Here is a 14,760-nt window from a genome sequence, read left to right as displayed (position 1 = left end):
ATATCAGGCTAATTCCGTACGCTTGTTTTGGCGTAATGGTAACACAGTTATCAGCTTGTCACGCATTTGTGCCAGCAGACTTTCTGTGGTCTCCCAATCTATACAACCATCGGTAATTGACACGCCGTATTCCAGGTCACTAAACGCCACGCCATCGGATTTTTGATTGCCTGCTTTTAAGTGACTTTCCAGCATAATACCGATAATCGACTGATTGCCTTCCAGAATTTGGTTTACCACGTTTTTCGCCACCAGCGGCTGACGACGATAATCCTTATTGGAATTAGCATGTGAACAATCGACCACCAGGCCAGCAGTTAAACCGGCAGAGTCCATCCATTCTTCACATTCAGACACACACACTGAATCATAGTTAGGTTGCTTGCCGCCACGTAAAATAATATGGCCGTCGGGATTACCCGCGGTTTCAATAATACTAACCTGCCCCTGCTTGTTAATACCCATAAAACGGTGTGAAGACGCCGCAGACTTAAGCGCATTGATAGCGATATCCAGACTACCGTCAGTACCATTTTTAAAGCCTACCGGCATGGATAAGCCGCTGGCCATTTCACGGTGAGTTTGTGACTCAGAGGTACGCGCACCAATGGCGCTCCAACTGAATAATTCAGCCAGATACTGCGGGCTGATTGGGTCCAGCGCTTCGGTAGCCACCGGCAGTTCCAGTTCGGCCAGCCAGATCAGCAGTTCGCGGGCTTTACGTAAGCCGGTCTCGATGTCAAAGGTATCGTTGATGTGCGGATCGTTGATTAACCCTTTCCAGCCGGTGGTGGTTCTGGGCTTTTCAAAGTACACACGCATAACAATGTACAAGGTGTCTTTATAACACTCATGTAGCTCTTTTAAGCGTAAAGCGTAGTCTTTTGCTGCTTCGATATCGTGGATTGAACATGGGCCACAAACCACCAGCATACGGTGATCACGACGATGGATAATATCTGAAATGATTTGGCGGGACTGTCTGATGACATCCAGTGCCCGATCAGATGCGGGCAGTTCCGCGGCCAACGCGTCAGGTGTTACCAGTACCTTTTCAGCGTTAACATGAATATTGTTGATGGTGTCCTTAATCATGGGTCAGGGTCGCTCTTAATTGATGAATAGTCTCATTGTACGGCTCAATTCGTATTGCTCAGCATGAGATAAGTAAAGCAGAGCCAGACAAAAAATAAAGATGTACATTTTGGTTTACAGTGAAATATTACTACATTCCACAAAGGCGTTGACTTTTTACCAAGATTCTATAAGCGAAGCAAGGAAAAGATCGCGATTTATACTTATTTGTAACTAACTGTTACCAGGACGCACCACTTGTATTTATTGACTTGTTTGATAATACAGACACCACTAAAGTAGCAATTCTGCATGCCTTAGTGCGAACCGACAGAAAGATAATAACGTGCAAAAACCAATGATTAGCCTTAAGAATATTCGTAAAAGTTTTACCAACGGCGAAGAAACCGTGGTAGCACTAAACGACGTTTCACTGACTGTTAACGAAAACGAGTTCGTCGCCTTTATGGGTAGCTCCGGCTCCGGCAAGTCAACCATGATGAATATGCTGGGGTGTCTGGATACACCCGACAGCGGCGAGTACTGGTTAAATGGCGAAGCGGTAAGTTCGCTTTCAGACGAGGCGCTGTCGAAAATTCGCAACGAGCATATTGGTTTTATTTTCCAGACCTTTCACCTGCTGCCCAAACTTGATGCCATAGGCAATGTAAAGCTGCCCCTGCGCTACAGCGATGTAGCTGATGCCGACGCCACCGCTCGGGCAAAAACCCTGCTGGACAAGGTGGGGCTTGGGCATCGCATGCATCACCGCCCCTTTGAAATGTCTGGCGGACAGCGTCAGCGCGTTGCTATTGCCAGAGCGCTTATTAACAACCCCAGCATGATTCTGGCCGACGAACCCACCGGTAACCTGGACAGTAAAACCTCTGATGACATTATGGCGTTACTGACTGAACTTCATCAGCAGGGACAAACCATAGTAATGGTGACCCACGAAGAAAACATTGCCGATTACGCCCAAAAAGTGATCACCATGAAAGACGGTCAGATCATCAACGAGAAACTTAACCCATGAAGCTCAATTATTTTGTCTGCATACTGACTGGCAGCCTGGCTTTGCTATCACAGGTTGCCGCAGCCGCCACCAGAAGCCCGCTGTTGGTAACCGGCAAAGTCTCTTCTGCTGACATCCAGGTGGTCAGTGCGCCGCGTACAGACCGTTGGAACATTCAGATTCAGTGGATGGTGGACGAAGGCACTATTGTCAATCCTGGCGACACTATTGCCGTGTTCGATTCTGGCAGTGTGGATGCCCAGCTGGAACAAAACGAAGATTCGCTCAGCACGCAAAAACTGGAACGCCAGAGCAAGCAAATGGAACTCGATCAGGCCGTAACCGACGCCCAGAGTGCTTTAACCATTGCGAACCTGGAAGTAGAAAAGGCCCGCATCGAAGCCGACATTATCAGTGATGATGTAAGTGAGTATGACAAAGGCCAGTACAAGCTGACCCTGGAACGCGCGCTGGTTGAGCAATTTAAAGCCCGCCAGGCGTTACAACAAAAACAGATAGAGCGGGAAAATACCCTGCAAAAGCAACAAATTGAAATTACCAAACTTGAGGAAAACATCGAGTATCAGCGTTATCAGCTGACCCGGTTAAACGTTAAATCCGCTTTAACCGGCGTGGTTAGTCATATGTATCACCCATGGACCAACGAAAAAATTACCGCGGGCACCTCTTTGCAGGCCGCCATGAAAGTGATGGAAGTTCAGGATATTAACGGGTTTAAAATTGACGCATGGGTTCACGAAATTGACGCCGACAAAGTCGCCGTGGGTCAGCAGGCAATGGTCTCGCTGGACGCTTATCCGGGCACTCAGTATCAGGCCACCGTGACCAACGAAGTGTCACAGCCAGAGAAAAAAGCAGGCTGGGGAGACAGCGCTTATTATCAGATTGAACTGGCCTTTGCCGAGCTTCCGGCACAAAAACTGTTACCGGGCATGAGCGTACGTGTGGTTATCCCAGCGGCAAAGGAAAACAGCCATGACAATTAAAGCAACCTTTATGGCCGTGACTACGGCCTTGCTGATAACAGCCTGTAGTGATGAGACCACTTCGCAGCGCAGTGCAGCAGCTCCGTTGTCTACAGTACTGACCGCCTCTGGCGAAATTGTGTCGCTGGACAGCGCGAGCATTTCACCGCCATCGATTCGTGGCATGTGGCAAATGAAAGTGCAATTTTTAGTGCCTGAAAACACCCACGTTAAGACCGGAGACAGGCTGTTAAAGTTTGACGGTCAGCAGTTACAAACCAAGCTGATTGAACAGCGCAGTGAGCTGGAGGCAGAAAAGAAAAACTACGAAAAGACGTTGCTCGAAAATGAAGCCCGGCGGGAAGAACTCAAGCTGGCACTGGCTGAGGCACAGATGAACTACGAAAAAGAGCAGCGCCTGGCTGAAATTGTGGACATTTCAACCAAGCGTGTAGAAAAAGAAAAACAGCAAAAGGCCTTTGAAATTGCCAAAGCCCGCTTAGCCCAGGCCACTCAGCAGGCGCAGCAGTTTACCACTACCCGGGAACTCAACGAACAGCTGGCGCAGAGTAAAATCAAGCGTTTGCAGTCTAAGCTGAGTCAAACCGAAAAAGACATAACCCGGTTAACCATTACATCACCCAAAGCCGGCTTGATCATGTATAAAGCCGATCCGGATGGCGAAAAGGTCGCCGTAGGCGATACCGTTTTTATGGGGCGAACCGTATTAACCATCCCATCACTGGATAAACTGGCCGTGAAAGCCCAGTTTGATGAAGCCGACACCGCTAAGCTGAGCATTGGCTCTAAAGTAAAAGTCACTCTGGATGCTTATCCGGAAGTCCCCTACGCCGGCACGGTGGTGTCGCTGGGGGAAGCATATAAAGAAAAATCCTCATCAAATCTGAGTATCGTCTTTGATGTTGAGATAGAGCTGGAAAAGATTGATCCGAGCCGAATGCGCCCCGGCATGAAAGCCAATATTGAAGTGCAGGAGGATAACTTATCATGAAATTAGCCTGGTTAACCTGCCTGCTTGCGCCTCTTATGCTTAGCGCCTGTGGCGAAACACAACAAACCATTCCTACCTATCAGGTAAAGCGCCAGTCGTTTGAGTTAATTGTGCCGGTAAAAGGTGAACTTGAAGCGGCCAGTGCGACTGCAATTGGTGCATCCAGTCGCCGCCCTATGACTATTGCCTGGCTGGAAAAAGAATACACCAACGTGAAAAAAGGCCAGCTCATTGCACGGTTTGACGCCGAACAGCTGAATCTGGATATGCGCAAAGAACTGCTAGCAATGATGTTGCTGGAAGAAGACATGAAGCTTAACCGCAGCACGCTGGCCCAGGAATCTCAGGATGTTGAGGTAGATAAAGCCCTGGTGGTTAAAGAGTTCGCCTTTGCCGACGAATTCACCATTGACGATCTGAGAGTCTATTCGCGTATCGAAATTATCGAGAACATGCAGAATAAGGAATATCTCGGTGCTAAGGATAATTATCTGGACTGGAAAAAAGAAAGCGTTGTAGAACAAAACAGCAGCGCCATTGATGTGCTGGATATCCGTAAAAAAGGCAGCGAACAAAAGTACGACCAAATCAAATCTGCCATCGAAACCCTTGAAGTATATGCACCTTATGACGGTCTTTTGGTGTACGAAGCCAACTGGCGGGGTGAAAAGCCGGCCATTGGCGAAACGGTTTTTCCGGGCCGTCCTATCGCTAAATTACCGGACTTATCCCAAATGCAGGCCAAAGGCTTTGTGCTGGATAAGCAGGCAATAGGGCTCGAGCCGGGTCAGGCGGTTACTATCACGCTGGAAGCGTACCCGGATAAGCACTTTAGCGGCACACTTAAACAGGTCTCCGGCTTTTCCAGAACCATTACCCGTGCGGACCCCACCAAATATTTTGAAGTGGTTATCGACATTGATGATCAGGACTCTGCGCTGCTGTCACCAGGCAGAAAGCTAAACGCGCAGATAGAGGTAGCCAAAGGCGACACCCGGCTTATGGTGCCTACGCAGGCAATTTATAACGAACAGGGTGTTAACTATGTGTTCCGCCAACAAGGCGCTGGCTTTAGCCGCCAGCAAATCGATATCGGCGAAAAAAACCTGCACTTTGTTGAAGTGATCAATGGCCTGAGCGAAGGGGATCAGATTGCCCTGTCTTACCGGGAGTTAATTTAATGTTGAGTCAGCTGACCTTAGCCAAAGCACGCCTGCTGGTATCCGATGCCTTACAGGAACTACTCGCACAAAAGTTGCGTACCTTCCTCACATTACTGGGCATGATTTTTGGCGTCGGCGCCGTTATTGCCATGCTTAATATTGGTAAAGGCGCCGAACAGGAAGCCCTTAAAATGATAGGTTCCATGGGCTTACAAAACCTGATAGTGGAAGCGAAAAGCTATTCATCGGAAGAGCTTAAGGACATTCGCGAAGAATCGCTGGGATTAAACTTTGCCGATGTAGAAGCGGCCATGGCCACCCTGCCCTTTTTAACCAGTTTCAGCGGCGAGAAACAAATCAAATTATTTGCCCTGTACAGTGACTTTGCCAAAACCGAGGCCAGCGCCGTAGGTGTTACCAGCAGTTATTTTGACTTAGCCAGTATGACAGCAGCAACCGGGCGCTTATTAAACGCAGATGATGAACGTCATGTTGCTCAGGTTGCGGTGCTTGGCGCTGATGTTGCCACCAGCTTGTTCCCCAACCAGCAGCCGGTTGGCCAGTTTCTTAAAATTAATCATGTCTGGTTTGAAGTAATCGGCGTTATTGCCGCCCCCGCCTTTAATAAAGAGGCTTTTCAGGGGGTAAAAATTAATGGCGATCGCAACCGGGTGTTTATCCCACTGTCGACCAGCCAGAAAAAGTTAAATACCGAACCCCTGGCGAACGAGCTGGACGTAGTAAAGTTTGAGGTACAGGAAGACTACTCAACCATTCTGGCAGCCAAAGCGATAACCCAGCTGCTAAGCCAACGCCACGGTGGGGTGGAAGACTACAGCCTGATTATTCCGGTCGAACTGCTGGCTCAGCAGGAAAACACCCAGCGCATTTTTAATATCGTGATGGCCTGCGTAGCCGGTATCTCGTTGCTGGTAGGCGGGATCGGTATTATGAATATCATGCTGGCCAACGTGCTGGAGCGCACCAAGGAAATTGGCCTGCTCCGCGCGGTAGGCGCAACTCAGCAGGATATAAAATTACAGTTTATTGCCGAAAGTTTTGTGATTTCCATTGTCGGGGGATTGCTGGGTATTGTGTTTGGACTGGTACTTTCAGAAATTATCGGCTTTTACTCTGAATGGGCGGTCAGTTGGTCTTTAACCGCAATTGTTTTATCGGTTTCCATTTGCCTTTTGGTGGGCGTTGGCTTTGGCGTATTCCCGGCAATCAAGGCGTCAAAACTCAATCCCATAGACGCCCTGCACTCTGAATAAAACCGCTTCAGCCTATTTCAGGTAGTCAGACTTTTTGGGGGGGAGCCCGGATAACACCTTACGGCGTTTCCGGGATAAAACCGGACTTTGTCCGGTTTTAGTAACCCCCACCGTCCGCTTTGGTAAAATTCGCCTGAATACGCTGATTTAAAAAATCCTCGGCGGTAATGGGCGGGTATTTGTTTGCGGGTCCTTCGATAAGCTTATCTTTATTTGCCTGACAAAAGAACGCGATTGACTGGCGGCTGCCGGTATATTCACCTGTTTTGGGCATGCGTACCCGGTGCAGGTTGGATTGCAATGCATCATCACTCCAGCGCTGTAACATGTCACCAATATTACAGGTGATCACATCGCCCCGGGGCGGCACGTTGGTCCAGCGCCCTTCCTGCGCCTCTTTGCCGGGGCAAACTTGCAGCCCGCCATGGCCTTCGTGCTGAAACAGCAGCGTTAAGCAATCAAAGTCGGTATGGGCGCCTGCCCGCCACAGCTTGCCCTGCTCTTCAACCGGCGTGGTCGGGTAGTAATGTAACAGCCTGAGTGTACTTTGATAGGCACCACTGGCCGGATCATGGGCCTGGGTAAAAAAGTCAGTATCAAAGCCCAGTTTATCGGCAAAACAACTGAGTACCTGCATACCTACCTGCCAGCACTGTTGCTCAAAATCCAGCATCTCTGTGGCAAACCCGGGTAGTTCCTCCTCGGTAGGCCACAGCCCTTGCATGAATGGGCGGGTGATCTGATAAGATTCTTTCTGATCTGGTGTGCCGGTACTTGGCCGAACCTGACTCAACGACTCCCAGCCTACATTAGCCCCTTTTGGGCGTGGATATTGCGCTTTAGTCTCTTCGCTTAATGCAAAAAACTGCTCAGCCGTGGTAAACGCATTATTGATGGCCTGTTGCGAAATGCCGTGATTGGCAATCTGAAAAAAACCCACCTCGGTAGCCGCGTGCCAGAGGGCTTCGGTAATTTGCGCTTTGCGCTGGGTAAAGTCGCTAAAATCGATAACCGGGATTTCCCGTTCATCGGCGTCTTCGCCCACCCCGCCATAGGTGGACTCACGGTTTAATTCATCAAGTTGATAAGGTGTTGTCACGTTCTTCTCCATTAACATTCGGGTACCAGGTACCGGGTTAAGGAGCAATGACCCAGCGTAACGCCTGCCAGCTTCTACTCCGCTATTTCACTTACTGTTTATTCATTGTTGTTCAGACTCCAGGGAAACCACAGTTGCTGAACCCACTGCACAGACTTAAACAGTAGTAAGCTCACACAGGCCAAAAATATCAAACCAGCAAAGGCCTGCGGAATTTTAAAAAATGAGGTGGAAAACTGAATAAAATAACCCAGTCCTTCTTCTGCGGCGACAAACTCCGCCACCACAGCACCAATCACAGCTAAGGTAATCGCCACGCGCAAACCACTGAATATATGCCCCATGGCATAGGGAATGCGAATTTGCCAGGTTTCGCGGTAGCGCGGTGCCTGCAAGGAACGACTCAGCTCAATTAACTCATCGGGTGTGGCCGACATACCGGTGATAGTGGATACCACCATCGGAAAAAACGTTATCAGGCAGGTGATCAGAATACGCGAAGGATCCTCTGTACCCACTAATACAATAATCAGCGGGGCCACTGCCACCACTGGTGTCGCCTGAATGACCACCAACATAGGGTATAACAACTTTTTTATGGTGGCAGAGCGCAGCATCACAATAGCCAGCGGCAAACTGATAGCCAGCGAAATAAAGAATCCTGACAATGCCACCCGCAATGTCGCCCACAAATGCGCCATCCAGCGGTTAAACTCCACGTCAAGAAACGCCTGCCAAATCGCCGATGGCATGGGCAAAATAAATTCCGGGACAGCCCAGACCCGGCAGCTTATTTCCCAGACAGCCACCAGGGCTAGCCAAAAAAGTAAAATCCATAAGCGTGATAACAACGTTTTCATTTTAATCCGCACTCACCTGGGCATAGATATGGGTACGCACTCTTGCCGTTAACGCTGCAAAGTCCGGGTGCTGCAAGGTCTGCTGACTCCTTGGCCGGGGCAAATCTATAACGATATCTTCCACCACACTGCTGGGTCTGGCACTCATCACCACAACCCGGTCGGCCAGTAATACCGCTTCACTGATGGAATGGGTAATAAACACCACGGTTTTAGGCTGTTGCTGCCATAAATCCAGTAAATCAAAACCTATGCGTTCCCGGGTTAAAGCATCCAGGGCACTGAAGGGTTCGTCCATTAATAAAATGTCCGGATTCAGCAACATGGCTCTGACAATTCCCACCCGCTGTTGCATACCGCCCGAGAGCTGATGGGGATACCGTTGCGCTACGCCATCGAGCCCGGCACGTTTGAGTAGTACGCTCGCCTGTTCACTCTCTGCTTTACTCACCCGCCCATACTTATGTTTAAGCGGAAAAGTCACATTATCAAGCACGGTTAACCAGGGTAGCAACGTGGGCTTTTGAAACACAATGCCGACGTCATCGCGCGGGGCGGTAACTGCATGACCATACACTTCAACGGCCCCATCGGCTGGTGACAATAATCCGGCAATCATTCGCAGGAGCGTTGATTTACCGCACCCCGAGGGCCCCACCACGGCCACAAACTCATGCTGACTGATAGTGCTGGATAACCCTTTGATCACCCAGTCTCCGGCCGGTTCAAAACGGTGACTGATTGCGGCCAGTTCAATACTGGCCTGTTGCAGCGCTTGTTTTTCCATTACTCTGCGGCACCAGCAAAAGCAAAAGAAGCCACCGCCGATTCGGCGTCCAGGCTGTCTTCTGTCAGGTTGTTGGCTTTGGCTACGTACTTCCAGGTGGTCGCCAGATACGCTTTGGTAAATACGCCAAAACCGTCACGTTCTGTAATGGCATTAAAGACCAATGGATAAGTCGCTTCAATTTGTTCTTTGGCGATGACCGCATCCACTTCGGGCACCTGCTGATGAATATCCTTGCCGGCTTGTTCTGCCTGATGATAAGCAAACTCAATGGCCTGATGCATGGCTTTGGCAAAACGTTTTACCAAATCAGGATTGCTGGCCAGTAACCGTTCAGAGGCAATTACCGACGAACTGTAAAGGGATAAACCGCTTTCTGACCAGGGCAAAATGCGCAGGGTTTTACCCGCCGACATTGCCTGTTGCTTGTACAGGCCCAAATTAGTAACCCAGGCAATAATAGCGTCGACATTACCCGATAGCATCATGGGACCTAACGCTCCCACATTGGCTTTAATCAGGGTTAAGTCTTTTTCCTGCATCTGATGCTGAGCCAGCACCAAAGGTAAAAAAGCATTGGATGAGGTAAATGCTGATGTTGCAACTTTTTTGCCTTTTAAATCGCTGATGCGGGTGACCGGGCTGTCAGAAAGCACATAGAATGCATGGGGTGCTTCAGTAAAATAAGGATGAATAGCCACAACCGGCACGGGAGACTGGGCTTTTGCCGCCATCAGGGTGCCAATGTCGGCAAAGCCAAAGTGGGCGCGCCCCGCGGCCACACGGGTAATGGAGTCGGTAGAACCTCTTCCCGTCAGCACTTTTACTTCGATGTTTTGTGCGCTGAAAAAACCTTGTTCTATGCCAACATAAACCGGGCTTTTATCACCCCCGGGTAACCAATCCAGCTGAAATACCACGTTATCTTTCGCAACGCTTGGCGTGATCCACAACCACCCTACCAAAAACAGCGCCCAACCTTTTTTCATTTACACTCCCGCACGGCCGGCCCGGGCTCATCAGCCACAGACCGTTTTCCAAATCTAAGAGTAACTTCAGCAAGCGGCGCGCCATGTTGGCTGATTGGCCAGAGAAAGCGGTATTTGGTTAGCCGCTGGCGCATTTGTAACAAAACCAACAGCCCAAACCTGGTGTGAGGTGAACCATAAATGCTCTGTGTTAGTGCATAAAGCCCCGTCATGCTGCATGATAGGGCGTTAATGGTGTGGCTTGCTGTCAGGCATTGCCACTGGTCATTTTTTTCAGCGTGCGGTCTTTTTTCACAAAATGATGATACAGCGCAGCTGCTATGTGCCCGCCAACTAACAGCAATGTCAGCAACTCACCAAACAATGCCTTGTGAATAAAGTCGATTGGCTTTTCAAAGGTTTCAAAATCTAACCCTAAACCGTTAACTACCACGGCTTCAAATAGAGCGGTATTACCAAACTCCGGGATGTTAAACAGGAAGTAAAACTCGGTATCCACGCCAGTACCGATGTAACCGGTCAACGGGACGATGATCAGCACACCATAGAGTGCATAGTGCCCCCAGTGCGCTGCCAGATGCGCAAGTTTAGAGCCGGGTTCATCATCGGGCAGGCGGTTCTTTGCCCGCCAGATAATTCGTAGCACCACCAGCACGCCAACGGTAACACCGAAAGATAAGTGTAATTGCAGCGCAGTCCAGTTTTCCGGCGTTTTGTACTCGGTAAACCAGTGCCGGTAGTAAACGCTCAGATAAGCGCCCAGAAAAAGTAACGCGGTAAGCCAATGGATCCATTTCGCGATTGCGCCGTAATTATCGGCCGTATTTTTAAGTGCCATGTGTGTCCAGCAGTAAACAATAAAAGACCAGTTTACTGTGAGTTACGGTGAACTTCATTCGGTTATTTATTGTGGTAAAACCGGTAAAATAGAATTGTCCGGCTACGCTTTCGCCGTCGCTTTTTATTCCGCCACTTTAGCCGTCGAGCCGCGTATTGCCAGACTAACGCCTACGGTACACTTTTTACGGGACGCCTGGGGATTGTCCTTACGCCGAAACAACATCTCCATTGCTTCCTGGGCCATTTCCTCCAGCGGCATGCGGATACTGGTTAACGGGGGGGTCATAATTGCACACCAGTCCACATCATCAAAGCCAATCACCGAAAGCGCCTGAGGCACTTTAAGGCCTATTGAGGCGGCGTAACGGATAATGTTTAAGGCAATGCCATCATTACCGGCAATAACAGCAGTTACATTTTGTTTGTCCAACAGGTCCTGAGCCTCTGCTGACAGGGTGTCGGAAAAGTCGCTTTCTGCCAGCCAAACCACTTCACCACCGCTTTTTTTGATGCAATGTACGGCACCATCGGTACGTAACTGCATGTTATCAGAGTGACGTGGCCCGCTGATGATACCAATGCGCTGATGACCGAGACTCAATAAATGCGCCGCCTGCTGCGCGCCGCCATCGTAGTGATCCGGCGTAACCACATCAAAATCCGGCAGATCACGGTCGATAACCACCACAGGGAGTAATGGCGCTGATGCTGAAATGGTATTTAACTGACTGCCCGGAAACCACAGCAGGCCGTCGGCACCTGACTGAGCAAAGCTTTGTGCACGATTTAATTCGGTTTCAGCCTGAGCATAGCTGTTGGCAAAAAATACCGAGTATTGCCTGGTTGCACAGACTCTTTCCACACAACCCGCCAGGGCAGAAAATAACGGATAACGAAAATCAGGTAGCAATAACCCAATGGTAGAAGTTGAACCGGTTTTCATGCTCCGGGCGGCTTTATTGGGTTGATACCCCAGTTCTGCCACCACTCCCAGCACCCGCTCGGTAACGGCTTTACTGATTGCCCCTTTGCCGTTTAACGCGTAGGAGGCCGTCGCCAGTGAGACCCCCGCCGCTTTGGCCACGTCTTTAAGCGTGGGCGGCGATTTGCTGACAGGTGGTTTTGGTTGGTTCATAAGCCCCGGATAGCAGTAGAAAAATTAAAATAAAACGCTTATCGAATTTACCTTAAGGCAATCATTCTGACCAGCTTTGTGGTTATTACAATAAAAAAGCGGGAGACTTTCTGCAAAGTCTCCCGCTAATTACGCAGCTTAGCTCTGTTTAATAGAAGCTTGCTTTAAACTCAATACCAAAGGTACGAGGCTGGTTTGCAATACCGGTAAAGTTGTTAAAGTCGATAGCACCGGTTACTGTCTCTTCGTCGGTGATATTTCTCGACCACAGCGCCACTTCGTAACCTTCATGGGTCTGATAACCAATTCTTAAACCACCTTCCAGTGACTCTTCAGCGGTAAATTCCGTTGAGTTATACAAGAACAGGTTAGTTTCGCTCTTGTATGCCCAGTCGGTAAAGAAGTACAGATCGCCAGACTCCATCGGCACGGTGTAACGGGCAGTCAGACTACCAATCCACTCCGGTGCCTGTGGCAGACGGTTACCATCGATAAGCGCAAAGCCATTGGCATTGATAGGATCAAGTACGGTACATCCTGAACCACAAGGCGCTACACCCAGGTCAGCATCCTGAATTTCAGTATCGTTGTAACTGCCTGCAGCGGTAACGATAAAATCAGGCGTCAGCGCGATTTCAAATTCGGCTTCGATACCCTGCCCCACCGTTGTATCGGCATTCAGCAAACGGGTGTTGTTGTCTTCACCACCTACCGCAGTAAGTTGCTGACCATCAACTTCGTAACGGAATACGGCAACATTTAAGCGCGCGTCGCCGTCTAACAGCGTTGACTTCACACCAGCTTCAACGGAGATAAGCGTTTCAGCATCAACCGCCGTGGTGTAATCCGGGGTACCGGCAATTGACGGAGCACGGAAACCTTTAGCGATACGACCATAAACCATTACACCTTTATCCAGTGTGTAGTTGGTAGAGATATCCCAGCTGATTTCTGACTCATCCGTCTCCGCGTAAGCACTGTTTGGATTAACCACCGGCTGACCGCCGTTAGCCAGTACCTGAACCGAACTAAAGCGTTTGGTATCGTTGGTCCAGCGCGCACCACCGGTTACGCTCCATACATCAGTAAGGTCGTAGGATGCACTTACGAAAGCACCAAAAGTATGGTTACCCTGGCGTTGGAAATTCAGTGAATTCAGCGTACCGCCTGCTTCGGTGTTGTAACCAAAGTCGTTGTTAGTGGCATCTTCATAAAAATAAAATAAGCCGGTCTGGTAGTTGAATGCATCGCTGAAGTTACTGGCCAGGCGCAGTTCCTGGGAGTATTGCTTAGCCGCATTACCGCCAGCGGTTTCTACCGAGAAGAAAGGGGCCGCAGCCGGATCGCAGCTTGCGCAACCACCGTCTACATCACCCAGTGAGTAAAACGTCATATCTTCATAAGCACTGATTGAGGTCAGCGTGTAATCACCCAGTTCGAAGGTGGCACGAACAGAGCCGCCGTCCTGCTTCATGCGTGAAGCATTGTGGCCATCCTGATTAACCGAGTAACGGTCGAAGCCCTTACCAAAACCTTTAGTTCCTGCATCAATTGCGTTGGCGTAAAAGATAGTTGAAGTACCGTTTAGATCGCGGTGGTGATAGTTAAACAATACGCTGATGTCGTCTGACGGCGTCCAGTTTAACTGCACTCGCGCAGCATTATCATGATAGCCACCCAGCGCGTCTTTCTCACTGGTAAATTCGTTATCTACATAGTCACTGCGGTTTTGCGTGATACCAGATACGCGACCGGTTAACGTGCCGTCGATCAGCGTGCCGCCCACAGCGCCCTGAACGTTAGTCTGGCCGAAACGACCAAAACTGGCACTGATATAACCGTCTAAGTCTTCGGTCGGTTTTTTGGTATCAATTTTTACCACACCAGCCGGCGTGTTACGGCCAAACAGGGTGCCCTGGGGGCCTTTCAGTACTTCGATGCGCTCAACATCAAAGATAGGGAAACCTTTCATGTTGGGAGAAGACTGGATCACATCGTCATAAACCAGCTCAACAGGTTGAGACGCGTTAAAAGAGAAGTCAGTGTTACCAAAACCACGAATGTAAAAACGCGGGAAGCTGCGGCCCATTGATGACTCGGCTACCAGACTGGGCACCCGTGCGGTTAAAAATTTAATGTCGTCACCGGATACTGAATATGCATTCACTTTTTCCATGTTTACCACACTCATGGTAATTGGAACTTCCTGCGCATTCTCTACTCGTTTTTGCGCCGTAACGCTGATTACTTCAAGTTTACCAGTCGCGTTTTGCTCTGTGCTGTCCTGCGCTTGCAGGCCAAAGCTGACGGCTAATGCCAAGGCGCTTACTAATGGCGCTTTTTTACTTCTAAAAGATGAGTTCATGAAATGGTGTACCAAGTTAAGTGAATCGTTTCACTTAATTTATTTCAAAATTTCATCATATTGTCAACAAACAAACATAAAAACGCCAAATTTCCACTAGAAAAGCCGCCTTTATGCTGATAAATTGAGTGAAACGTTTAATCTAATGTTAAATCATTGCC

At 49.3% G+C, this 14,760-nt stretch carries 13 protein-coding genes; 5 read left to right on the top strand and 8 right to left on the bottom strand.

Going from position 1 to position 14,760, the window contains the following annotated elements:
- Positions 1-3: 3 nt before the first annotated feature.
- A complete protein-coding gene (locus BFC17_RS02480; protein WP_070174878.1) occupies positions 4-1,095 on the bottom strand; it encodes a 3-deoxy-7-phosphoheptulonate synthase in 1,092 nt (363 codons plus the stop codon).
- 337 nt (positions 1,096-1,432) lie between these two features.
- Between BFC17_RS02480 and BFC17_RS02475 the strand changes: the two genes are divergently transcribed.
- Genes BFC17_RS02475 through BFC17_RS02455 form a run of 5 tightly spaced genes read left to right on the top strand, consistent with a single transcriptional unit; the run spans position 1,433 to position 6,524 of the window.
- Complete coding sequence (locus tag BFC17_RS02475; protein WP_070174877.1) at positions 1,433-2,110, top strand: ABC transporter ATP-binding protein; 678 nt, start codon at positions 1,433-1,435, stop codon at positions 2,108-2,110.
- Positions 2,107-3,096, top strand: a complete 990-nt coding sequence (locus BFC17_RS02470) for an HlyD family secretion protein (RefSeq protein WP_070174876.1) — start codon at positions 2,107-2,109, stop codon at positions 3,094-3,096. The genes BFC17_RS02475 and BFC17_RS02470 overlap by 4 nt, the downstream gene beginning before the upstream one ends.
- A complete protein-coding gene (locus BFC17_RS02465) occupies positions 3,086-4,087 on the top strand; it encodes an HlyD family secretion protein (RefSeq protein ID WP_070174875.1) in 1,002 nt (333 codons plus the stop codon). The genes BFC17_RS02470 and BFC17_RS02465 overlap by 11 nt, the downstream gene beginning before the upstream one ends.
- The gene (locus BFC17_RS02460) at positions 4,084-5,268 is read left to right on the top strand and encodes an efflux RND transporter periplasmic adaptor subunit (protein ID WP_070174874.1); all 1,185 of its coding nucleotides are present in this window, start codon (positions 4,084-4,086) and stop codon (positions 5,266-5,268) included. The genes BFC17_RS02465 and BFC17_RS02460 overlap by 4 nt, the downstream gene beginning before the upstream one ends.
- Positions 5,268-6,524 carry an ABC transporter permease gene (locus tag BFC17_RS02455; RefSeq protein WP_070174873.1) on the top strand — a complete coding sequence of 419 codons (1,257 nt, stop codon included), beginning with the start codon at positions 5,268-5,270 and terminating at the stop codon, positions 6,522-6,524. The genes BFC17_RS02460 and BFC17_RS02455 overlap by 1 nt, the downstream gene beginning before the upstream one ends.
- Positions 6,525-6,621: 97 nt before the next feature.
- Here the strand turns inward: BFC17_RS02455 and BFC17_RS02450 are convergent, their stop codons facing one another.
- The 7 genes from BFC17_RS02450 to BFC17_RS02415 all read right to left on the bottom strand — a co-directional run bounded on the left by BFC17_RS02450 (position 6,622) and on the right by BFC17_RS02415 (position 14,599).
- Entirely contained in the window at positions 6,622-7,623 is a 1,002-nt protein-coding gene (locus BFC17_RS02450) for an isopenicillin N synthase family dioxygenase (protein WP_229680965.1), read from the bottom strand.
- A gap of 98 nt (positions 7,624-7,721) precedes the next feature.
- The gene (locus BFC17_RS02445) at positions 7,722-8,483 is read right to left on the bottom strand and encodes an ABC transporter permease (protein WP_070174872.1); all 762 of its coding nucleotides are present in this window, start codon (positions 8,481-8,483) and stop codon (positions 7,722-7,724) included.
- Position 8,484: 1 nt separating this feature from the next.
- Entirely contained in the window at positions 8,485-9,270 is a 786-nt protein-coding gene (locus BFC17_RS02440) for an ABC transporter ATP-binding protein (protein ID WP_070174871.1), read from the bottom strand.
- Positions 9,270-10,259 carry an ABC transporter substrate-binding protein gene (locus BFC17_RS02435; protein ID WP_070174870.1) on the bottom strand — a complete coding sequence of 330 codons (990 nt, stop codon included), beginning with the start codon at positions 10,257-10,259 and terminating at the stop codon, positions 9,270-9,272. The genes BFC17_RS02440 and BFC17_RS02435 overlap by 1 nt, the downstream gene beginning before the upstream one ends.
- Before the next feature lie 247 nt (positions 10,260-10,506).
- Positions 10,507-11,097: a cytochrome b gene (locus BFC17_RS02425; protein ID WP_070174868.1), complete on the bottom strand. Its 591-nt coding sequence runs from the start codon at positions 11,095-11,097 to the stop codon at positions 10,507-10,509.
- Between the two features lie 123 nt (positions 11,098-11,220).
- Positions 11,221-12,234: a LacI family DNA-binding transcriptional regulator gene (locus tag BFC17_RS02420; RefSeq protein WP_070174867.1), complete on the bottom strand. Its 1,014-nt coding sequence runs from the start codon at positions 12,232-12,234 to the stop codon at positions 11,221-11,223.
- 148 nt (positions 12,235-12,382) lie between these two features.
- The gene (locus BFC17_RS02415) at positions 12,383-14,599 is read right to left on the bottom strand and encodes a TonB-dependent receptor (RefSeq protein ID WP_070174866.1); all 2,217 of its coding nucleotides are present in this window, start codon (positions 14,597-14,599) and stop codon (positions 12,383-12,385) included.
- Positions 14,600-14,760: the final 161 nt, after the last annotated feature.

Source organism: Marisediminitalea lipolytica (genome assembly GCF_001758465.1).
Classification (GTDB): domain Bacteria; phylum Pseudomonadota; class Gammaproteobacteria; order Enterobacterales; family Alteromonadaceae; genus Alteromonas; species Alteromonas lipolytica.
The sequence above is the reverse complement of the archived record's forward strand: the minus strand, read 5'-3'. Positions and strand labels throughout refer to the sequence as shown.

Excerpts from the sequence above, each read along its gene's own strand:
- BFC17_RS02465 (WP_070174875.1), top strand. The coding sequence starts at position 3,086 with ATGACAATTAAAGCAACCTTTATGGCCGTGACTACGGCCTTGCTGATA.
- BFC17_RS02475 (WP_070174877.1), top strand. The coding sequence starts at position 1,433 with ATGATTAGCCTTAAGAATATTCGTAAAAGTTTTACCAACGGCGAAGAA.
- BFC17_RS02460 (WP_070174874.1), top strand. The coding sequence starts at position 4,084 with ATGAAATTAGCCTGGTTAACCTGCCTGCTTGCGCCTCTTATGCTTAGC.
- BFC17_RS02445 (WP_070174872.1), bottom strand. The coding sequence starts at position 8,483 with ATGAAAACGTTGTTATCACGCTTATGGATTTTACTTTTTTGGCTAGCC.
- BFC17_RS02455 (WP_070174873.1), top strand. The coding sequence starts at position 5,268 with ATGTTGAGTCAGCTGACCTTAGCCAAAGCACGCCTGCTGGTATCCGAT.
- BFC17_RS02435 (WP_070174870.1), bottom strand. The coding sequence starts at position 10,259 with ATGAAAAAAGGTTGGGCGCTGTTTTTGGTAGGGTGGTTGTGGATCACG.
- BFC17_RS02470 (WP_070174876.1), top strand. The coding sequence starts at position 2,107 with ATGAAGCTCAATTATTTTGTCTGCATACTGACTGGCAGCCTGGCTTTG.
- BFC17_RS02480 (WP_070174878.1), bottom strand. The coding sequence starts at position 1,095 with ATGATTAAGGACACCATCAACAATATTCATGTTAACGCTGAAAAGGTA.
- BFC17_RS02440 (WP_070174871.1), bottom strand. The coding sequence starts at position 9,270 with ATGGAAAAACAAGCGCTGCAACAGGCCAGTATTGAACTGGCCGCAATC.
- BFC17_RS02420 (WP_070174867.1), bottom strand. The coding sequence starts at position 12,234 with ATGAACCAACCAAAACCACCTGTCAGCAAATCGCCGCCCACGCTTAAA.
- BFC17_RS02415 (WP_070174866.1), bottom strand. The coding sequence starts at position 14,599 with ATGAACTCATCTTTTAGAAGTAAAAAAGCGCCATTAGTAAGCGCCTTG.
- BFC17_RS02425 (WP_070174868.1), bottom strand. The coding sequence starts at position 11,097 with ATGGCACTTAAAAATACGGCCGATAATTACGGCGCAATCGCGAAATGG.